Genomic DNA, 21,459 nt, shown 5'->3' with positions numbered 1-21,459 from the left:
TAACTAAACCGATTTAGTGAAAATATAATTAAAATTAATAGTAATGAAAAAACACTCAATTTTAATCCTAATGCTAGTTTTTAGTTTTGCATTTGGACAAAAAACAATCAACATTAATTACGTAGAACCTTATGAATATACAGAGGTTACCGGAAATTTATTAGCTAAAGCAAGTTTAGATGTTGAGAAGCATCAACATTATAAAAAAGTAGTTTTAGAAAGTGGTAAAACAATAGAGGTTAAATATGAAGATGGTAAAGCGTGGCTTTGGTTGCCAGTTTTTGGAACTCCAGAAAGCATGACATTCGTTGGTACTTCTAGAAAGTATACTACAAAGCAATTATTCACACCTTTAGTGACAACAGACTGGGGGTATTTTGAAGAAGGTACATTTCATGTTATTTCTTCATCACACCAAGATATAGCGTGGATGGATACACCTGGCCATTGTAGACATGAACGTATACATGATATTATTGCGCCAGCCTTAGACATCATGCATGACGATAAAGGGTTTCATTTTGGAATGGAACAAACGCTAAACCTTAAAGAATTTATTGAAGAGTTTCCAGATAGAAAGCAAGAGGTTATGACACGCTCTAACGAAGGAAGATTTACGTGGGGAGCAACCTACAATCAACCTTATGAAGGGATGCAAACCGATGAACAATTGATTCGAGAAATGTATTTTGGAAGACGTTGGCTTAAAAAGAATTTTGAAGGTAACGATGTGGTTACCGCTTTTAATACAGACGTACCAGGAAGAACGCTACAGTTTCCTCAAATACTAGCAAAATCTGGTGTAGAAAACTTATTTGTTTCGAGAATGAAAGAAGGTTTTTATAATTGGTACTCCCCCGACGGTTCATCAATACCAACATATAGCCCAGGGAATTATGGCTGGGCTGTTATGTTTTATAAACTTTTTGAACAAGATGCCATTGAGGCAATGCACAAATTACAATCAAGAGTAAAAATGTGGGGAGATTATTATAAAGAACGAAATCTGCCACCTCATTTTGCTATATTAATTAGTAACGACGCTGCTGGACCTGCAAATTATGGGAATATTGTGTCTGAATGGAATGCTATTATAAAGAAAACAGGTGTAAAAATGCCAATACTAAGGCATTCTACGGTAACCGCATTAATGAATGAAGTAAAAACACCAGATGCCGTTTTTGAAACAATTTCTGGGGAAAGACCAAATATATGGTCTTACATTCATGGACCTGGACATGCAAAAGCAATTACTGCTTCAAGAAAAGCAGGACGTTTATTGCCTTCAGCAGAAATTTTTGCTTCAATAGATGCCGTTTTAAATGATTCGTTTAATAATTATCCAACAGAAGCAATTTCTAATGCCTTTGAAGAATCCATTTATCCAGATCATGGTTGGGGAGGAAAGAACGGACATATAACCGATAGTATTTTTCGTTCTAAATTAGAATTTGCTGCTTCTGAAGCAGATAGATTAATTGAAAAATCACTTCAATCAATCACTAAAAAAGTAAAAACCAACCGCAACAATGCCATTGTTGTTTATAACGACCTTTCTTGGGCAAGAACCACTACTGCAACTGTAGATTTAAAAGACAATTCAAATTATTACGTTGTTGATGCTAATGGAACAGCTGTTGCTTCACAGATAACGAAACGAGACGGAAAAAGAACACTGGAGTTTGTGGCTCCGAACATTCCATCTTTAGGATATGCTACATTTTACTTAAAAAAAGGAAAAAAATCAGTTAAGATTAAAAAAACGGTATCCCCTAACGCACTAAGTAACGAATTTTACACATTACGATTAGGAGATGGTGGTTTAACTTATTTGTTTGATAAGAAGTTAAATAAAGAAGTAGTGAAAACAACAAGATTTACTGGTGGAGATATTATTACCATGAAATATGATGGTAATGGTGCAGGGGAGTTTACCCAAATGACAGAACCTAAAATGGACGGTTTTAATAAAACAAGTCAACATAAATCAAATTGGGAAATAGTAAGTGATGGGGCAGTTTATACCGAGTATAAAAACAAGGTTAAGTTTAAACATGCAGATATTGTTCAATATGTAAAAGTGCATCACCATATTAAAAAAATCGATTTTTCAGTTGATATTTTAAACTGGGATGGTACTCACAATCGTGAGTTTAGATTCATGCTACCTTTAGATATGGAAGATTCCACAATTAAATATGAAGTACCTCTTGCAATTGCAGAAGTAGGAAAGTCAGAAATGAAAGAAGCACCACGCGGGTGGGCGTGGGGTGGAACTTACGATCAAAAACCTGTAGAGATTCATCCAAGAGAAGTAATGAATTTTATTTCTTCAGAAAAAGATGGTTTTCAAGTAACCTTAGCTACGGATGTTTCATTAGCAGACTGGATAGATCCAACGAGAGAATCGGTAGAATATACAGTGCTTCAAGGTATTCTTATGGCATCACATAAAAGTTGCCACGGCGAAGGGAATTGGTACCATCAAACAGGAGATCATCATTTTGAGTTTTCAATAACATCAAATAAAGCCAATGATGAAACGTCTTATCAATTTGGAAATGGTTCAAACCACCCATTACAAGTTGTAAAACAAGACAAGAAAAACTATTCAGGAACTTTACCTACAAGTCATAGCTTCTTTAACGTTTCAGACCCTATGGTACGCGTTAGTACTATTAAAAAAGCGGAAGATGAAAATGCACTTATTTTAAGACTTGTTGAGCTTGATGGGAAAAATAGTCAACCAACAATTACTTTACCTAAAGCAGCTTCAGAAGTGATTAAAACAAATTTAATTGAAGAGGAAGTTAAAACACTTGATGTAAATGGTAAGAATATAAAAATTGATTTAGGTAACAACGCTATTGAAACCTATAAGATTCTACTAAACAACTAATTAATATTTTGTAATTAAATTATATGAGCAGTACAAAGAAAATATGGAAAAATGATAAAGAGCTATTCAGTATAGCTAAATCAGAATTATTCGTTGCCTTAGTAGGCGATATTTTAGATACACTTGGTTATCAACATCAATTTCTTCCACCAAATATAAAACCTTTAAACACAGATTTTGTTTTAATAGGAAGAGCTATGCCTGTGTTAGAAGCGGATGTTTTTGAAGAGTCTGCTGAAAATACCAATAACCCAATGATGAAAAAACCTTTTGGGATTATGTTCGAAGCTTTAGACGATTTAAAGGAAGATGAAGTTTACATCTGTTCAGGGTCGTCTCCAAGATATGCACTTTGGGGTGGATTAATGAGTACAAGAGCTATGAAACTCAAGGCAGCAGGGGCTGTACTTCATGGCTATTCCAGAGATACAAACGAAGTTTTATCGCTTAATTTTCCAACATTTTCTTATGGTGGTTATGCACAAGACCAAGGTCCACGAGGAAAAGTGATAGATTATAGAGTGCCAATTGAAATTGAAGGTACGCGCATCAATCCAGGAGATATTATTTATGGAGATAGAGATGGTGTAATTATAGTACCTAAAGCTGTTGAAGAAGAAGCATTTATGGGTGCCATAGGAAAAGCTAGAGGCGAACAGTTAGTTAAAAAAGCTTTAGAAGAAGGTATGAGTACTGTTGACGCTTATAATAAATTCGGAATTATGTAAAAGTAAAATGCAAACTAACTAAACTAAAACCACATATTATGAGTACTAAAAAATCTAACTATTTATTGGGAATCAGTTTTGTGTCTACCATCGGAGGATTTCTGTTTGGATACGATACAGCTATTATCTCTGGCTGTAATTCGTTTTTAGAACAGCACTTTCAATTGTCCGCAGCCATGTTAGGTTGGGTAGTATCATCAGCATTACTGGGTACAATTTTAGGCTGCGTAGTGGCAGGGTCTATAACAGATAAATTTGGAAGAAAAAAGGCACTTATTTTAGCGGCACTTTGTTTAACCGTATCGGCCTTAGGTTCTATGTTACCGCCACAATTTTTAGGTAATTTGGATAACAACTTTTGGATAACATCAGATGTTACTACATCTTTTAATTTCTTAATAGTAGTCAGATTAATAGGCGGTATTGGTGTTGGTATAACATCTGTAGTAGCACCAATTTATATTTCGGAACTTTCTAAACCAGAGAGTAGAGGCAAAATGGTGTCTTTATATCAGTTGTCCATTACTTTAGGTATTTTATTAGCCTTTTTAATAGATTGGATTGTATTAAGTAATGCAGGCGATGCGGCAGGAGTCATTACTAAAGAGCCGTCTTCATTTTGGAATTGGCTATTTGTAGATGAGTTATGGCGTGGTATGTTTGGTACAGAAGTTCCTATTGCATTACTATTCTTAGGCTTACTTTTTATAGTGCCAGAAACCCCTAGATGGTTAATTACTAAAGGGAGAAAAGTTGAAGCGTTAGCGATAATGGAAAAGATACTTGGAAAAGAAGAAGCACAACTGGAGATGAAAGAAATAGAGGCTCTAGAAAAAGAAGAGACAGGAGGCTTTAAAGAATTGTTTCAACCGTTTTTAAGAATTCCACTTTTAATAGGTATTCTACTTCCAATGTTTGCGCATTTAAGCGGTATTGCAGCAATAATGTACTATGCACCAAATATTATTAACGAATCTGTAAAAAGTGTAGAAAGTGCTTTTTTAGGTGCGGTTTTAGTGGGGGTTGTAAATAGTGCATTTACGTTTGTAGCCATTTCTCAGATTGAAAAGTTTGGTAGAAAAAAACTACTACTTATAGGAGTTGTAGGCGCTTTTATTTCACTATCTGGTGTTGGTATATTGTTCGCTATTGGTTCACAATATGTTATCATACCGTTACTAATGTACGTAGCAAGTTTCGCATTCTCATTTGGTCCAATTGTTTGGGTTATTATTAGTGAGATTTTCCCCACTAGAATACGAGGTTTAGCGGTGTCTATCGGAAGTTTCTCATTAATGGTTACTGGTTTTGTAGTCACGCTTACCAATCCTGTTTTAATAGAAACTATTAATGCTTCTGGAACCTTCTTTTTATATGCCTTTTTAACCATGCCAGCCATTTGGTTTATATGGAAATTTGTTCCAGAAACAAAAGGAAAAACTTTAGAAGACATAGAAAAACACTGGCATTCATTAATTAAGACTAGAAACAAATCATAAAATGATAGAAACATATAAAATAGAGGGCGATGGGTACCATCCTTTTTTAATACGAGAAGGATGGCAAGTAGCTCAGCTTAACTATCAGGAAGAACAGCATATTGATAATATAAAAAGACTAGATGTTCATCTAGAAACAGATGAGGTTTTTGTTTTAACAAAAGGAAACTCAGTATTAATTGCAGCCAAAATAGAAGATGGAGAGCCCGTTTTTGAATTGCAGCTCATGGAACAACAAAAAGTTTATAATATCCCACAAGATATGTGGCATAATATAGCCATGGAAGAAGGTAGTGAAGTTATAATTATAGAAAAATCGAACACACACATTTCTGATTTTGAATTTTTTCCATTAAGTAATGAGAAACAAATTGAATTAAAGGAAAAGGTTAAAACTCTTTTTAATACAGTAAAGTAAACATAAGCAACATGAAACATATTGATTTAACTAGAAAAACAGCTTTAGTTACTGGGGGAAGCCAAGGTATAGGAGCCGAAATTTGTAAGCAACTAGCAGCTTGTGGTGCAAACGTTTTTATAAATTATTACAGTAATAAGGAAAAGGCAGAACTCGTTGCCAAAGAGATAAGAAAGTCTTTTGATGTAAAAGTAGCTATTGGTAGAGCAAACGTATCTAAATTTAAAGAGGTTAAAGCTATGTTTAATAAACTAGATGAAGAACTCGGCAGTTTAGATATTTTAGTAAATAATGCTGGTAGTGAAAGCGTAGAGCATGTTTTAGATTTAGAAGAAGATGAATGGGATAGAGTATTAGACATCAATCTAAAAGGTCCTTTTTTGTGTGCTCAAGAAGCGGGACGAAGAATGGAATTAAAGAAATCTGGTGTTATTATAAATATTTCATCCATTCATGATACAGTTCCTAGAAAAGGTTTAATTCATTACTGTTCTGCAAAAGCGGGTTTAAAAATGTTCTCAAAATGCTTGTCTCTAGAATTAGCAGAAAGTAATATAAGAGTGGTTTCTCTAGCACCAGGAGCTATAGAAACTAATATGAATAGAGAAGAAATTAACAAATTTGGTCGAGAAAAATTCAACAATTGGATTCCATCTGGTCGCGTAGGTAATGTTACCGAAGTTGCAAATACTGTAGCCTTTCTTGCTAGTGATATGGCAGCCTATATTAATGGTTCAGACCTTTATATAGATGGTGCGTATATGAATCATACCATACAGTATGACCCACGGCCACCACGTAAAAAATAATAAATCATAATTTATTTATGAAACTGATTCTCTTAACATTAACGCTACAAAGTATGGCAATATTCTATACAGGAAGTTACACGCAAGCGGGTGCACCTGCCGAAAACCCAACAGGTAATGGTATAGGGTGCTTTCAGCTAAATTTAGAAACTGGAGAAATTAAAAACCTGTACTATACAAAACAACGTAGCCCTAGTTATCTTACAATTTCTGAAGACAAAAAATATCTCTATGCTCTTGAGGAAATGTTTGAAAACTTAAACCCTAAAGTGTATGCGTATAAAATTGAAAAAGATGGGGCATTAACACTTTTAAACTCACAAAAAATAAATGGAGATTATGCATGTCATTTAGATATAATTGAGGATAAACTGGTGTTAGCTAATTATGTTTCAGGAAATTTATTGTCTTTTCCAATTCTAATCGATGGGAGTTTAGCACCTTGTTCGCAAGAGATTAAACACAAAGGTACAGGGCCTAATACAGAACGACAAGAAGCTGCACATGCCCATATGGTATATCCTTTTGGAGAAGATAAAATGTATGGAGTAGACTTAACTTTAGATACAGCCAAGGCATATCAACTAAATCCTATTTCTAAAAAATGGGAGGCTAAACCAAATCTTGATATTACAATTGAGAAGGGTAGCGGTTCAAGACATATGGTTATGGATAACACCGAAGGTTTTGCTTATATATTGGGAGAGTTAACAGGAGAAATTTCTGTGGCTGACTTACAAGGAAGTAAACCTGAAATTATACAAAAATTAAGTTTTATTCCAGAAAATCATACGGGAGCTATTGGTGGTGGTGCTATTAGAATACATCCAAACGGGAAGTTTTTGTATGCTTCAAATCGAGGGACAGAAACTATCGCAATATTTAGAATAGATAGTGAAACTAAACAATTGAATCTTGTGGGGCATCAATCTACTAATGGTAAAACACCTAGAGATTTTAATATAGATAAAACTGGCAATTGGCTTATTGTAGCAAATCAAGATTCAAATGTATTGGTAGTATTTCAAATTCATCCAAACACTGGAATGCTTCAAGAAAAATCTAAGCTAGAAGTACAAACACCAGTAAATATTTGCTGGTTGTAAATTGAAAAAATAAATAATCATAATCTAAAATGATTGAACTTAAAGGTATAGCGTGGGACCACCCACGAGGGTATGAACCTCTGATTGCAGCATCAAAGGCATTCAAAAAAACAAATCCGAAAGTAAATATTCAATGGGATGTACGCTCTTTAAAAGAATTTGGAGACATGCCAATAGAGGATTTAATTGGTAAGTACGATTTTATAACTATTGACCATCCTTACATGGGGCAAGCTGATAAAAATGGATTGTTACTTAAATTAGAAACATGTGTTTCTTCGGGAGCATTAGAAATATTAAAATCTGACGCTTTAGGTAAATGTTACGATATATATAATTACAACAGCCATTTCTATGCAACGCCTATAGATGCAGCGGCTTTAGTGGCTTCATATAGAAAAGACCTTCTTAAAAATACAGGTTTAAGCTTCCCAAAAAACCGTGAAGAACTTAAAGGGTTTTATAAAAAACTACCATCAGAGTTTTCAGTAGCATGGGCACTATGTCCAACCGATATTTGGTGTACATTTCTAAGCCTTTGTGCTCAGAATTATGGTAAAGGCTTTATTCAAAATCAATATATAAATTCGCAAGTTGGAGTGGAGGCATTAGACGATATAAAGTTTCATGCAACGCATAGTTATCCAGAGTCTTTAAACTGGAACCCTATTCAAATATTAGACAGCATGGGTAATGAAGATGAAATCATTTATTCACCGTACTTATTTGGATATACCAACTATTCCCGAAAAAATTACACCAAAAACATTGTGCATTTCACCAATAGTCCAGTTGGCCGGCAACAAAACGTGTCAACAATAATGGGAGGTGTAGGACTAGCAGTATCAGCTTTATGTAAGCATCCTTCAATAGCTGCAAATTTTGTGATGTATGCCGCAAGTGCAGCTATTCAAAAAGGTGTTTTTACTTTAAATGGGGGGCAACCCGCAAGTAAAACTGCTTGGGAAAATGCAGAGAACAATGTGCTATGTAATAACTTTTTTAAAGACACTAAGTTAACCATTGAAAACGCTTACATACGTCCACAACATCCAGGATGGAATCAATTTCAGGAGCATGGTGCAGATATTATTCATGAAGGGATATTGAAAAATATAAGCTCTGAAATTATCATGAAAGATTTAAACGAACTTTATAAATCAGTTGGTAATGAAAACATTTAAAACGATACAGATTGAAGTTACAGATAAAATAGCGGTGTTAAAATTTAACCGCTCCTTACAATTAAATGCCATGAATAGGCTGATGATGGATGAAATTGTTGAAGGTATTCGATGGATTAATTCAAATAATAAAGTAAACGTCGCTGTCATAACCGGAGAAGGAAGAGCGTTTATGGCTGGAGCCGATATAAAAGAGTATGGTAGTCAAACTGCTGAAGAGTTTGATGCATTTCAAGAAAAAGGAATGCAATTGTATGATGCTATAGAACATGCATCAAAACCATGGATTGCCGCCGTAAACGGTTTTGCGCTAGGGGGTGGCTTTGAAATTGCTTTGTCTTGTGACATGATTGTAGCTTCAGAAGATGCCAAAATGGGATTGCCAGAAGTGTTTTTAAGTTTAATTCCTGGAGGTGGTGGTACACAGCGATTGATTCAAAAGATAGGTGTAAACCGTGTTAAGGAAATGTTGTTTTTAGGAGGGCAATACGATGCTAAAACCTTAAACAATTGGGGTATTGTTAACGTCATATTTTCAAATGATGACTTTCTTTCTCAGGCTATGGATTACGCGGGTAAATTGTCTAGAAGACCACAACAGTCTATTGCGCAGTTAAAACGCTTGGTAAACTTAAGTATGACGGCAACCCCTTTTGAAGAACGCATAAACAATGAAGCACGCACCGTTAAAAAATTGTTTTTACATGAGGAAGCACAACAGGCCATTCAAAGTTTTATAAAAAAATCAGAAAAATAACTATGGAACAAAACGGACCATTAAAAGGATTGGTTGTTGCCGATTTTTCACAATTAGCGCAAGGCCCTTGGGCAACACAGATGTTAGGAGACATGGGTGCGGAAATCATAAAAATAGAGCCCCCCAAAGGCGATTGGATGCGTCATTATGCTTATGGCAATCTGTATCCAAAAGGCGAAAGTATTTCGTTTATTAGCTTCAACAGAAATAAAAAAAGTATTGCACTCGATATGAAAACCGATGAGGGCAAACAAATAGCAAAAGATATTATTGCTAAAGCCGATATTCTTTTAGAAAATTTCCGTCCAGGAGTTATGGAGCGTTTGGGTTTAGGCTATGACAATATGAAAGTGCTAAACCCTAAATTGGTGTATTGTTCAAGCTCGGGTTACGGTGCATCTGGCCCTTATTTAAAACGACCAGGACAAGATTTACTGGCACAATCTATTAGTGGTGGGCCATTTCTAAATGGAAAAAAAGGAGATTTACCAGTAGTTACAGCCGTTGGACAAGCAGATTTATTAACGAGTTTGTTTATTGTACAATCGGTTTTGGCAGCTATTTATTCACGCAGCGTTACAGGAAAAGGTCAAAAAATAGAAGCTAATTTATTGAGTTCGGCAGTAGGGTTTCATACTCAGGAAATAACGGCGTTTTTACATAAAGGTGAAAATCCTGAACGTAGTGAAAGTGGTATTCCAAATCCGTGGCTTGGAGCACCGTATGGATTGTACGATACAAGTGATGGCTATATTGCTATAGGCATGAATACCGTGCGCAAATTAGCCCAGGTTATCGGTTTGGATAAATATGATAATGAAGCATTCAATTCAAATAATATTATAGAAGGAAGGGATGATATTCGCAATGATTTCAATGCGGTTTTTAAAACAAAAACTACTACCAAATGGTTAGATATATTGCTAGCAGAAGATATTTGGTGTTCCCAAGTTAATAGTTTTAAAGAGATGGTAGAAGACCCTCAGATAAAACACAATAACATGATTTTAGAATATGAACACCCAACAATAGGTAAAGTAAAAACTACAGGTTTCCCTGTTCAATTTAGTGATACGCCACAAAAAATTGATAAACCTGCACCATTATTAAATCAACATGCCGAAGAGATATTAAAGCACTTTAGTAGCTATACAGATGAAGAGATTAAAGCATTTTTAAAACAAAAATAGTATAAGATGAAATTAGGATTTGGATTATACCGTCACATGCTCAATGAGCAGCATTATAAGTTTGCAAAACAATGTGGTGCTACACATTTAGTGGTACACATGGTAGATTATTTTGGTAATGCAGACAACAGTAAATCTAACGCCAACCAGCCTATTGGTGGCGATAGAGGTTGGGGTAAAGCAGGTAATGGCGAGCTATGGACTTTAGATGAACTTCTTAAAATTAAAAAAGAGATAAATAGTCACGGTTTGGAATGGTATGCCATTGAAAATTTCGACCCTTCTATTTGGCATGATATTCTTTTGGATGGCCCAAAAAAAGAAGCACAAATAGAATTGGTTAAAGAGCAGATTCGTATAGTTGGAAAAGCAGGAATACCTGTTTTTGGATACAATTTTTCTTTGGCTGGCGTATCTAGTAGAGTTGAAAAACCATTTGCTAGGGGAGGCGCTGTTTCTGTTGGGATGGAAGGTTCAGTAGACGAAAAACCAATACCTAATGGCATGGTTTGGAATATGGTTTACGATGAAAATGCGCCAGAAGGCACCGTAGAACGCGTATCTCATGATACACTATGGGAAAGATTGCAGTATTTTCTAGATGAAATTATTCCTGTTGCAGAAGAAGCGGGTGTGAAAATGGCTGCTCACCCAGACGACCCACCAATGCCCTATGTTAGAAACACACCGCGATTGGTTTATCAACCAGATATGTATCAGCGTCTTATAGACATGCAACCCAGTGAAAGTAATAATCTTGAATTTTGCTTAGGCACCATTGCAGAAATGACAGATGGCAACGTTTACGAAGCAACAAACAAATATAGTAAACAAAATAAAATTGCTTATATCCATTTTAGAAATGTAGTAGGTAAAGTGCCTAATTATAAAGAGGTATTTGTGGATGAAGGAGATATTGATATGTTTAAAATTTTAGAAATTTTAAAACAGAATAATTTTGAAGGCATTTTAATTCCCGACCATACACCGCAAATGAGTTGCGATGGTTCTTGGTACGCAGGTATGGCTTATGCTATGGGCTTTATGAAAGCAGCTTTAAGGGCTGTGAATGAGTAATAAAATTGAATAATCATTATTAAATAGTATTAAAAGTCAAGACGTGGAAAGAAGAAAATTTATTCGAAATACGAGTTTATTTGGAGTGTCTTTAATGAGTTTTTCTTCATTTACTTCTTTTGCTCATTTTAATTCAAATGTACCAGAAAAGATATTAAAAAATCAAGCTTTATTAGCATTTAAGCGCTTTTCGGAAGTTTGGAATTTTAACGATTTTTGGAAAAGAGGAAATACCTTCGATGCTTGTCTTGTTTTTGCTGATGCGCTACAAAAACGTTGGCCTGATGATAATCAAGTTAATGATATTCAAAAACAAATTGAAGTAATGCTAGAGGAAAATTTAACCTTTTTCAATAGTTATGATCCTGGTGAACTTTGGGCGGATGATTTTGGTTGGTGGGGGTTAATGGCACTAAATGCAAGAAAACATCTTTTAAAAATTGATAATAAAGAGTTGTCTGATACTTATTTAAAGCTATCTACCGATTTATGCTGGGAGTATAAAAAGAAAACAGCTTACGATTATACAGAGGATGCAAAACCTGTCCTTCACGGATGTAGAAATGGAGATGCCAACGGACATAGTAAAGGGGTTAAAAATACAGTAACTAACGTATTACTTTTTTTATTATCATCACGTATTTATAGACTTTTATTGGATGAAAGTATTAAAGAAGATAAGAATAAATATCTAGATATGGCCTATAGCCAATGGGTTTGGTTTGATAACTGGTTCGGTCTACAGGAATTCGAGTACCTAAAGAAACTAGACGCTAATGGGGCATTAGTTCAAGAGCGACCAATGGCTTTTGTTGAAGATTCTACATATCAAGAAAAAATTCACCCACCATGGGCAGAAGGATGGGTTTGGACTGGGGATCAAGGAATGATAATTGCTGCTTTAGTAGATATGTTAGCTATTAAGAATGAATTATCTGATTATTTAATTGAAAACAATATCGACCCCGATTTTAAAATAGATGATTACGAATCAAAACTAAAAAAATATATAAAATTACTGGGAAAAGGTGTAAAAAATGCATTTGTGTCTGATGCTGATGGTATTATTAGAGAAGCACCATGCTTATCCAGTTTTGGACCCAAACATGGTAGAGATTATTTAGCTGGTAGAGGTATTATGATGCGTTACTTAGGTCAAAAAGAAATAGATAATTTAATAGATATAGATTTAGCCGAAAACGTATCAAAAACTTTAAATGCTATTTGGGAAACAAGAGATAAATCTAATAATCAGTTTCAACCAGAGTTTACAACTTTGGAAAATGATAAATTATATGTTAAACAATTTAAACAACTTTGGGGTTTAGCTGATGAGGTTTATGAGTGGAATCTGGATATGATGAAAGAAAAGAATAAAAATGGGGTTTGCCAGTCTATAGGTTTAGATTTTTTAGGCGCAGCCCTTCGGAAATAAACTATATAATTTGGTTATTAAAAAACTATATGATAAGATATTAATATAGAGAGAAAAGAGGCAGACTTAATGCAAATCTTTTTTTTAAGTTATTACACAAAAATCTAACGGGGAACTTAAAATTATTTGGTATGATGTGATAATACAAGACGGTCGTGTTATTTGATAGGATGAGTTGAATCATCATAATAGTATGTGTTCAATATAGAGATGAAAAACTATCAGATATTATGTTTACTGATTTTGGGAGGAGTGAAACATAATTAGAAGATTCTTATGAACGTGTCAAAAGAATGAATAGAAGTCCTTAGAATATATATTCAGGATAGATTTACAAACAAAAAGCTCCTTTAATAAGGAGCTTTTTTGACTTGTCATAATCAAATTTTAAACAATAAATAGGAAGTTAATTTGGGGAAACCTGCGCTTTTAATCTAAAAAACACCTACGGCCCAAAGAATAAGACATACTACTACAGTAAGTAAAATACCAACTAAAGTAATTACGGTTAAACTAAGGAATCCGTTCAGTAATTTTGTACCGAATGTAATTTCCTGTTCCATAATTATTATTATTTGTTACAATGTAATGTTTTAGGAATAAATAAAGCCGATTTTTCAAGGATATTTCGACTAAATGCTTAGTTTTTAGTATGTTGCTTCGGTAAAATGCGTGTTTTTTCGATGAAATAACAAAGTTTAATACTTAATTCTTGGTAAATGAAAAGAGGATATTTGTGCAGTGATTTATTAATTGAGAGCAATTATTGGTCTTAAAGTGTTTTTTTTCTTGACTTTCTTTTGGTTTAGGAGCTTCTTTAAGAATATTAGGTTTTGTTTTTTTATCACTTTTAGAATTTTTTCAAGAAAACAGGCAAAGGAAACTAAGTATTAAAAAAATGTAATCTGGAGTAACTTTATAGATATTGAAACAAGGAGTTACAATACTTTACGAATATAATCTAGTATTTGGATGCTTGCTCCAGTATTATTAATTACATAGTTTTTGTTAATATCACTTGTTTGGTTATATAATATTTTGTCTGAAAGGAATAGATTCATTATTTCTTTGAACTCTAAAACATTTTTTATGGACAATATTCCTTTCTGTAGTGTAAGCTCTTCTGCTTCTTTAAATCCAGAGTAATTAGGGCCAATTAGTATAGGAATTCCAAAAACAGCAGGTTCTAAAGTGTTATGTAGGCCAGTTACAAATCCTCCTCCAACATAAGCAATATCTGCGTAACTATAAATTTTAGTTAGTAACCCAATAGTGTCTACTAATAAAACATCATAGGAGTTAATAGTTGTTTGTTCTATTTCGGAATAAAGTACTACTTTTTTTGATATAGACTTTTTTAAATTATTTATATGTTCTTTTTTAATATTATGAGGTGCAATTACATATTTTAAGGTTGATGAATTATTATTTATATAGTCTACTATTATTTCTTCATCTTCAGGCCAAGAACTACCAGCAATAAAACATTTAGAATTGCCTTTAAAATTTTGCATAAAATCTAAGGTATTATCTCTTTGGAGTATTTCGGAAACTCTATCAAATCTAGTGTCTCCACTTATAGTAGTATGGGTGTAATTTATACTATTTAATAGAATTTTAGAATTACTGTCTTGCACAAAAATATGAGTAAATTTAGATAGTATATTCCGCATGTAATGACCATAACTTTTAAAGTAAATTTGTTCTTTGTTAAAGAAGGCAGATATAAGTATGGTAGGGATTTTTCTTTTGTGAAGTTCTCTTATGTAATTAGGCCAAACCTCATACTTTACAAAAATAGCTAGTTTGGGTCTCGTGGTTTTAATGAAATTTACTGCATTAGATTTAGTGTCTAATGGTAAGTAGGTTACTAGGTCAGCAGTTTTTGTGTTTTTCTTTACTTCATAACCAGAAGGAGAAAAGAAAGTAACTAAGATTTTATAAGAGGGATAGTTGTCTTTTAATTTTTCAATAATAGGGAGCCCTTGTTCAAATTCGCCAAGAGATGCTACATGAATCCAAATTATAGAATCATTCGGAGTCAGTTGTCCTTTTAAGATTGGAAAAACATTTTTTCTTCCCTTTATAAAAAGAGCAATTTTTGGACTAAAAAGAGCAATAACTCTAAGTAGTACCCCTGCAAGTAAAACTATAATATTGTAAAAAAAATGCACCTATTTGTGGTTTGTTGCTAAAATACGTTTCTTTCCATAAAATCATTGGTAGAGCTGCCTTAATTTTTTGTAATTTTATACACTTAATAAGAGCAAATGAGAAAAATTCAGATGGTAGACCTTCAAGGGCAATACCAATCTCTTAAAGAACAAGTAAATGTATCCATTACACAAATTTTAGAATCTTCTACATACATTAATGGGCCTCATGTACATGCTTTTCAGAAAGAATTAGAAGAATATTTAGGCGTAAAACATGTAATACCATGTGCTAATGGTACCGATGCTTTACAAATTGCAATGATGGGGTTGGGGTTACAACCAGGAGATGAGGTTATAACAGCAGATTTTACTTTTGCAGCTACAGTTGAGGTAATTGGTTTATTGCAATTAACACCAGTTTTAGTAGATGTTGAGCTAGATACCTTTAATATAGACCCAGTGGCTATAGAAAAAGCAATAACGCCAAAAACAAAAGCAATTGTACCGGTGCATTTATTTGGGCAATGTGCTAATATGGACGCTATTTTAGAAATAGCGGATAAGTATAATCTTTTTGTAATTGAAGATAATGCACAGGCTCTAGGTGCAGACTATAATTTTGAAAATGGGAGCAAGCAAAAGGCAGGAACTATAGGGCACGTTGGCTCTACAAGTTTTTTCCCTTCTAAAAATTTAGGCTGCTACGGAGATGGAGGGGCAATATTCACAAATGATGATACCTTAGCGCATACTTTAAGAGGAGTTGTTAATCATGGTATGTATGAAAGATACCATCATGACGTTGTGGGTGTAAATTCTAGATTAGATTCTATCCAGGCAGCAGTCTTAAGCGCAAAATTACCAAACTTAAATTCGTATTGTGAAAGCAGAAGAACAGCTGCAAGAAAATATTCAAAAGCATTTGAGGGTCAGGCAAATATTGTTGTGCCAGAAATGGCTCAAACCAAAGGTAATAATTCCTATGACAATCATGTGTTTCATCAATACACATTAAGAATAACTAATGGAAAAAGAGATGCATTAGTAAAACATCTTAGTGAAAAAGATATTCCTTGTGGTGTTTATTATCCTATTCCTTTACACAAGCAAAAAGCTTACGTAGATGAAAGGTATTTAGAAGAGAATTTTACAATAACAAATCAACTTGTAAAGGAAGTAATCTCTTTACCAATGCATACGGAGTTAGATAGTGAGCAGATTAACTATATAACTAATGCAGTTATCGGTTTTGTTAATGAATAAACTAGCTTAATGGTATTATTGCAATGTCTAAACATTTACCATAAAATAAAAATAAATGAAAATACTTGTTACTGGAGGTCTTGGGTTTATAGGCTCGCATACGGTAGTAGAATTGCAAAATGAAGGTTATGAAGTAGTAATTATTGATGATTGTTCTAATTCTTCTGAGAAAGTTTTGGAAGGAATTACAACTATTACTGGAAAGACACCTTTATTTGAAAAAATAGATTTAAAAGAAAAATCTAAAGTAGAAGATTTTTTTAAACGCCATGCAGATGTACAAGGTGTTATTCATTTTGCGGCATCAAAAGCTGTTGGTGAGAGTGTAGAAAAGCCTTTGTTATACTATGAAAATAATATAGGAACATTAGTATATCTGTTAAAAGAGTTAGTAGCTAAAAACAAAGCTAGTTTTATTTTTAGCTCTTCTTGTACGGTTTATGGGCAAGCAGATGAAATGCCAATAACGGAGAGTGCTCCAGTAAAACAGGCAGAATCTCCTTATGGTAATACCAAACAAATGGGAGAAGAAATAATTGCAGATACTTGTAAAGTAAATGCTAACTTAAATGCAATAGCATTACGATACTTTAACCCAATGGGTGCGCATCCAAGTGTTCAGATTGGAGAATTACCAATTGGAGTGCCACAGAACTTAGTGCCATTTATAACACAAACGGGGGCTGGTTTAAGAGAGCAGTTATCTGTTTTTGGAGATGATTATCCTACATCAGATGGTACATGTGTTAGGGATTATATATATGTAGTAGATTTAGCAAAGGCGCATGTTTTAGCATTAAAAAGATTGTTAGAAGGTAAAAATTCTGATAATTATGAGGTATTTAATGTGGGGACAGGAAAGGGGAGTACTGTTTTAGAAGTAATCAAGAGTTTTGAAAAAGTATCTGGTAAAAAATTAAATTACAAAATAGTAGATAGAAGAGCAGGAGATATTACTACCGCTTACGCAGATACAACTAAAGCAAATGAAGTTTTAGGTTGGAAATCTCAGTATTCCTTAGATGAAGCAATGAAATCTGCTTGGAATTGGGAGCAGAAAATAAGAGGTTAATTAAAGAGAATATAATTATATTAAACAGGGGAAACATATTTATATTTCTCCTGTTTTTTTATTATTAGAGAATAAGTGTTTTTGGAAGAGAACTATAATAATAGTGAGGAGATTTTACAACAAGCAATAAAAGAATTGTTGTATGCTAATTTAGTTGCACAACTAACTAAAGATTTTTCTTTAGCGAATATTCCTTTTTATGTGAAAGAGGATATTAAAAATAAAGAGCTGCAAAGGTTACTTCATGAGAAATTGTATCTGCTCATCATGGAAAAATTTAATGATTATCTCAATTTGTTATATATTATAGATGTTCCTGAGAAATTGTTTAAAGGAATTAAAGTAACAGATGTTGTGGAAGTAGCAGAACAAGTCTCTTTTTTAATCTTAAAAAGAGAATTTCAAAAAGTAAGACTAAAGGCAAAGTATAGTTAGTTTTTTAGAAATAGACTCTTACAAAAGGCATCCATGCATCAGCATAAATACTTTTGTTTTTATCATATAGTAAATCATATCTAATGCCAAAAGTAACATTGTTACTTCTATACCCGGCACCTAAAAATAAAGCAGGAGACCAATAATCGTTTTCAAATATTGTATTACTTTCATTAACCCTTAATTGTTCTATTTCTGCAGATAATTGTAACAAGGGTATTGGGTTATAGAAAGTAACAATACTACCACCGTATGCTAAAAATTTATTGGCATCATATTTAGCATAATTTACGGATAGACCAACACCGGCAGAAAAATAATTATTTACATCATAAATTGCGCTAGGAGATATAGTCCCGTTAAAACCTCCGTTAGTAAATCCTAAACCTATACCACCTCCAAATCTCACATTTTTCCAAAATGAGTTCTGTGAAGTAGAGTTTTGAGAGAAACAAAAAGTATTGCTAAACGCAAAAAAAATAAAGATAAACAGGCTTTTTAATAAGGTTTTACTCTTTTTAATCATAAATATTTATTTATTACTAATAATAACACCTAATGTACTACTAGAAATGGTAAAAGTTGTATTTTTGATAAAATTTGTTCTAAAGTTACAGAAAAAAATTCATGGATAAATATTCCTTTTTAAATGCTGTGCATACCTCTTTTTTTGCAGAGTTATATGACAAATATTTAGTAAGCCCAGATAGTGTAGAGCCAAGTTGGAGAGCATTCTTTCAAGGCTTTGATTTTGGTATGGAGAGTTCTATAGATGAGCTTGATATTGCACCAAGTAGTGGAGCAATAATTGATGCCAATGGGCAAAAAATAGAAGTCCCAGAATCGTTGCAAAAAGAATTTCAGATAATAGGCTTAATAGATGGGTATAGAACTAGAGGTCATTTGTTTACAGAGACTAATCCTGTAAGGGAAAGACGTAAGTATACACCAAGCCTAGATATTGAAAACTTTGGTCTTTCAGAAAACGATTTAGATACGGTTTTTAGTGCAGGAGAAATAATTGGTATAGGGCCAAGTTCTTTAAGAGAAATTATTAAAAATTTAAAAAGTATATACTGCGACGCTATTGGTGTGGAGTATATGTATATACGTAATCCTGAACGTGTAAAATGGATTCAAAATTGGCTAAATGTTAATGATAATAGACCTAAGCTAGATGCTGATGGAAAAAAACATATATTAAAAAAGTTAAATCAAGCAGTTTCTTTTGAAAACTTTTTACATACCAAATATGTAGGTCAAAAAAGATTCTCTTTAGAAGGGAATGAGTCTTTAATACCAGGGTTAGACGCAATTGTAGAGAGAGCTGCCGAAATGGGAGTAGAGCAATTTGTAATGGGAATGGCTCACCGTGGAAGACTAAATGTTTTAACTAATATTTTTGGTAAATCTGCTAAAGATATTTTCAGTGAGTTTGATGGAAAAGATTATGAAGAAGAGATTTTTGATGGAGATGTAAAATACCATTTAGGTTGGACCTCGGACCGTATGTCTGATAATGGTAATAAAATAAAAATGAATATTGCGCCAAACCCATCGCATTTAGAAACGGTTGGTGCTGTTGTAGAAGGTATTGCAAGGGCTAAGCAAGATGCCCATTATAAGGATAATTTTTCTAAAGTATTACCAATTGTAGTGCATGGAGACGCAGCAATTGCAGGGCAAGGTTTGGTTTATGAAGTTGTACAAATGGCAACTTTAGATGGGTATAAAACAGGAGGTACAATTCATGTAGTGGTAAACAACCAAATAGGGTTTACTACGAATTATTTAGATGCTAGATCTTCAACATATTGTACAGATGTTGGTAAAGTTACTTTGAGCCCCGTTTTACATGTAAATGCAGATGATCCAGAAGCTGTAGTTCACTCTTTCCTATTTGCATTAGAGTTTAGAATGCGTTTTAGTAGAGATGTATTTATAGATTTACTAGGATACCGTAAATATGGACACAATGAAGGAGATGAGCCTAGATTTACACAACCTAAACTATATAAAGCAATAGCCAAGCATAAAAATCCAAGAGATATTTATGCGGCTAAATTAATTGCAGAAGGTGTAATAGGTGCAGATTATGTGAAAGAATTAGAAAACCAATATAAAGCCTCATTAGAGGAAGAATTGGTAGACTCTAGAAAAGAAGATAAAACAGTTATAACCCCTTTCATGGCAGATGAATGGAGCGGATTTGAAAATGTTCGTGAATGGGAAATGATGAAACCTATAGATACTACATTTAATGCTAAAGATTTATCTGAAATTGCTAAAGTAATTACAGAGCTTCCATCGGATAAAAAATTCTTAAGAAAGGTTGAAAAGTTAATAAGAGATAGGAAAAAAATGTTCTTCGAATCTAATAAATTAGATTGGGCTATGGGAGAACTTTTGGCTTACGGCTCCTTATTAAAAGAAGGCTATGATGTAAGAATGTCTGGTCAAGATGTAGAAAGAGGTACTTTTTCTCACCGTCATGCGGTAATGAAAGTGGAAGAAAGTGAAGAGGAAGTTTTATTGTTAAACGCCATTAGTGGTGACCAAGGAAAGTTTCAAATTTATAACTCTTTGTTATCTGAATACGGTGTGGTAGGTTTTGATTACGGTTATGCCATGGCAAGCCCTAATACATTAACTATATGGGAAGCACAATTTGGAGATTTTAGTAATGGAGCTCAAATAATGCTAGATCAGTATATTTCTGCAGCAGAAGACAAGTGGAAATTACAAAACGGATTAGTAATGCTTTTGCCTCATGGTTATGAAGGGCAAGGAGCGGAACACTCTTCTGCAAGAATGGAGCGCTATTTACAATTGTGTGCAAGAGATAATATGTATATCGCAGATGTTAGTACACCAGCGCAAATGTTTCATATTATGCGTAGGCAAATGAAAGCGAATTTCAGAAAGCCATTAATTATTTTTACACCTAAGAGTTTACTAAGGCATCCAAAAGCAGTTTCTTCTGTAGAAGAGTTTGCTGAAGGAGGTTTTAAAGAAGTTATAGACGATGCTACTGTAAGTGTTGCAAAAGTAAAGTCGGTAGTATTCTGTACAGGTAAGTTTTATTATGATTTATTAGCGGTAAAAGAGGAAGATAATAGAGAAGATGTTGCTTTAGTTCGTGTAGAACAATTATTTCCTTTACCTGCGGACCAAATGAAAGCAATTATCAGTAAATATAAAAATGCAGATGATTTTGTTTGGGCACAAGAAGAGCCTAGAAATATGGGAGCATGGAGTCATATGATGATGCATTTTAGCGATGCTCATAAACTTCGTGTAGCATCAAGACGTTTTTATGCAGCACCAGCTGCGGGTAGTGCCGTACGATCTAAAATGAGACATCAACAAGTAATAGATTATGTTTTTGATAAAACCAAAGACAATTTAACAAGACAAAAGAAATAATAATA

The 21,459-nt window shown here is 33.6% G+C and carries 17 protein-coding genes; 15 read left to right on the top strand and 2 right to left on the bottom strand.

The window, feature by feature from the left end:
• Positions 1–43: 43 nt before the first annotated feature.
• Genes Q0945_RS05565 through Q0945_RS05515 form a run of 11 tightly spaced genes read left to right on the top strand, consistent with a single transcriptional unit; the run spans position 44 to position 13,102 of the window.
• Positions 44–2,899 carry a glycosyl hydrolase-related protein gene (locus Q0945_RS05565; RefSeq protein WP_299431722.1) on the top strand — a complete coding sequence of 952 codons (2,856 nt, stop codon included), beginning with the start codon at positions 44–46 and terminating at the stop codon, positions 2,897–2,899.
• Positions 2,900–2,922: 23 nt separating this feature from the next.
• Positions 2,923–3,627 carry an RraA family protein gene (locus tag Q0945_RS05560; protein WP_298554141.1) on the top strand — a complete coding sequence of 235 codons (705 nt, stop codon included), beginning with the start codon at positions 2,923–2,925 and terminating at the stop codon, positions 3,625–3,627.
• Positions 3,628–3,665: 38 nt separating this feature from the next.
• Positions 3,666–5,126 (top strand): sugar porter family MFS transporter, encoded by a 1,461-nt coding sequence (locus Q0945_RS05555; protein WP_298554138.1) that lies wholly within the window; start codon positions 3,666–3,668, stop codon positions 5,124–5,126.
• Position 5,127: 1 nt separating this feature from the next.
• Positions 5,128–5,544: a hypothetical protein gene (locus Q0945_RS05550; RefSeq protein ID WP_299431718.1), complete on the top strand. Its 417-nt coding sequence runs from the start codon at positions 5,128–5,130 to the stop codon at positions 5,542–5,544.
• Positions 5,545–5,555: 11 nt separating this feature from the next.
• Positions 5,556–6,353: a glucose 1-dehydrogenase gene (locus tag Q0945_RS05545; RefSeq protein WP_299431715.1), complete on the top strand. Its 798-nt coding sequence runs from the start codon at positions 5,556–5,558 to the stop codon at positions 6,351–6,353.
• Positions 6,354–6,406: 53 nt separating this feature from the next.
• Positions 6,407–7,459, top strand: coding sequence for a lactonase family protein (locus Q0945_RS05540; protein ID WP_299431712.1), 1,053 nt, complete (start codon positions 6,407–6,409; stop codon positions 7,457–7,459).
• A 29-nt stretch (positions 7,460–7,488) separates the two neighbouring features.
• Positions 7,489–8,643 (top strand): ABC transporter substrate-binding protein, encoded by a 1,155-nt coding sequence (locus Q0945_RS05535; RefSeq protein WP_299431709.1) that lies wholly within the window; start codon positions 7,489–7,491, stop codon positions 8,641–8,643.
• Positions 8,630–9,400 (top strand): enoyl-CoA hydratase/isomerase family protein, encoded by a 771-nt coding sequence (locus tag Q0945_RS05530; protein WP_299432254.1) that lies wholly within the window; start codon positions 8,630–8,632, stop codon positions 9,398–9,400. Before Q0945_RS05535 ends, Q0945_RS05530 begins: the two co-directional genes overlap by 14 nt.
• 2 nt (positions 9,401–9,402) lie before the next feature.
• The gene (locus tag Q0945_RS05525) at positions 9,403–10,590 is read left to right on the top strand and encodes a CoA transferase (protein WP_299431706.1); all 1,188 of its coding nucleotides are present in this window, start codon (positions 9,403–9,405) and stop codon (positions 10,588–10,590) included.
• A 6-nt stretch (positions 10,591–10,596) separates the two neighbouring features.
• On the top strand, positions 10,597–11,667 hold the full coding sequence (locus Q0945_RS05520) for a mannonate dehydratase (protein ID WP_299431703.1): 1,071 nt from the start codon (positions 10,597–10,599) through the stop codon (positions 11,665–11,667).
• A 43-nt stretch (positions 11,668–11,710) separates the two neighbouring features.
• Positions 11,711–13,102, top strand: a complete 1,392-nt coding sequence (locus Q0945_RS05515; protein WP_299431701.1) for a glycoside hydrolase family 76 protein — start codon at positions 11,711–11,713, stop codon at positions 13,100–13,102.
• Positions 13,103–14,040: 938 nt separating this feature from the next.
• On the opposite strand, the gene Q0945_RS05510 is transcribed toward Q0945_RS05515, so the two are convergent.
• Positions 14,041–15,276: a glycosyltransferase N-terminal domain-containing protein gene (locus Q0945_RS05510; RefSeq protein ID WP_299431698.1), complete on the bottom strand. Its 1,236-nt coding sequence runs from the start codon at positions 15,274–15,276 to the stop codon at positions 14,041–14,043.
• A gap of 96 nt (positions 15,277–15,372) precedes the next feature.
• Here Q0945_RS05510 and Q0945_RS05505 point away from each other — a divergent pair, with 96 nt between their 5' ends.
• The 3 genes from Q0945_RS05505 to Q0945_RS05495 all read left to right on the top strand — a co-directional run bounded on the left by Q0945_RS05505 (position 15,373) and on the right by Q0945_RS05495 (position 18,028).
• The gene (locus Q0945_RS05505; protein ID WP_299431695.1) at positions 15,373–16,521 is read left to right on the top strand and encodes a DegT/DnrJ/EryC1/StrS family aminotransferase; all 1,149 of its coding nucleotides are present in this window, start codon (positions 15,373–15,375) and stop codon (positions 16,519–16,521) included.
• A gap of 55 nt (positions 16,522–16,576) precedes the next feature.
• Positions 16,577–17,593, top strand: a complete 1,017-nt coding sequence (gene galE / locus Q0945_RS05500) for a UDP-glucose 4-epimerase GalE (RefSeq protein ID WP_299431692.1) — start codon at positions 16,577–16,579, stop codon at positions 17,591–17,593.
• A gap of 75 nt (positions 17,594–17,668) precedes the next feature.
• Positions 17,669–18,028: a hypothetical protein gene (locus Q0945_RS05495; RefSeq protein WP_366135880.1), complete on the top strand. Its 360-nt coding sequence runs from the start codon at positions 17,669–17,671 to the stop codon at positions 18,026–18,028.
• 4 nt (positions 18,029–18,032) lie between these two features.
• Here the strand turns inward: Q0945_RS05495 and Q0945_RS05490 are convergent, their stop codons facing one another.
• Positions 18,033–18,437 (bottom strand): alpha-ketoglutarate decarboxylase, encoded by a 405-nt coding sequence (locus Q0945_RS05490; protein ID WP_366135878.1) that lies wholly within the window; start codon positions 18,435–18,437, stop codon positions 18,033–18,035.
• Between the two features lie 218 nt (positions 18,438–18,655).
• Between Q0945_RS05490 and Q0945_RS05485 the strand changes: the two genes are divergently transcribed.
• Entirely contained in the window at positions 18,656–21,454 is a 2,799-nt protein-coding gene (locus Q0945_RS05485) for a 2-oxoglutarate dehydrogenase E1 component (RefSeq protein WP_299431683.1), read from the top strand.
• Positions 21,455–21,459: the final 5 nt, after the last annotated feature.

It is taken from the genome of uncultured Maribacter sp. (assembly GCF_947500405.1).
Lineage (GTDB): Bacteria > Bacteroidota > Bacteroidia > Flavobacteriales > Flavobacteriaceae > Maribacter_B.
This window is presented reverse-complemented; position numbering and strand designations above follow the sequence as displayed.

Coding starts and splice junctions, on each gene's coding strand:
- Q0945_RS05530 (WP_299432254.1), top strand. CDS start 8,630: ATGAAAACATTTAAAACGATACAGATTGAAGTTACAGATAAAATAGCG.
- Q0945_RS05505 (WP_299431695.1), top strand. CDS start 15,373: ATGAGAAAAATTCAGATGGTAGACCTTCAAGGGCAATACCAATCTCTT.
- Q0945_RS05525 (WP_299431706.1), top strand. CDS start 9,403: ATGGAACAAAACGGACCATTAAAAGGATTGGTTGTTGCCGATTTTTCA.
- Q0945_RS05555 (WP_298554138.1), top strand. CDS start 3,666: ATGAGTACTAAAAAATCTAACTATTTATTGGGAATCAGTTTTGTGTCT.
- galE (WP_299431692.1), top strand. CDS start 16,577: ATGAAAATACTTGTTACTGGAGGTCTTGGGTTTATAGGCTCGCATACG.
- Q0945_RS05540 (WP_299431712.1), top strand. CDS start 6,407: ATGGCAATATTCTATACAGGAAGTTACACGCAAGCGGGTGCACCTGCC.
- Q0945_RS05535 (WP_299431709.1), top strand. CDS start 7,489: ATGATTGAACTTAAAGGTATAGCGTGGGACCACCCACGAGGGTATGAA.
- Q0945_RS05485 (WP_299431683.1), top strand. CDS start 18,656: ATGGATAAATATTCCTTTTTAAATGCTGTGCATACCTCTTTTTTTGCA.
- Q0945_RS05565 (WP_299431722.1), top strand. CDS start 44: ATGAAAAAACACTCAATTTTAATCCTAATGCTAGTTTTTAGTTTTGCA.
- Q0945_RS05550 (WP_299431718.1), top strand. CDS start 5,128: ATGATAGAAACATATAAAATAGAGGGCGATGGGTACCATCCTTTTTTA.
- Q0945_RS05560 (WP_298554141.1), top strand. CDS start 2,923: ATGAGCAGTACAAAGAAAATATGGAAAAATGATAAAGAGCTATTCAGT.
- Q0945_RS05520 (WP_299431703.1), top strand. CDS start 10,597: ATGAAATTAGGATTTGGATTATACCGTCACATGCTCAATGAGCAGCAT.
- Q0945_RS05545 (WP_299431715.1), top strand. CDS start 5,556: ATGAAACATATTGATTTAACTAGAAAAACAGCTTTAGTTACTGGGGGA.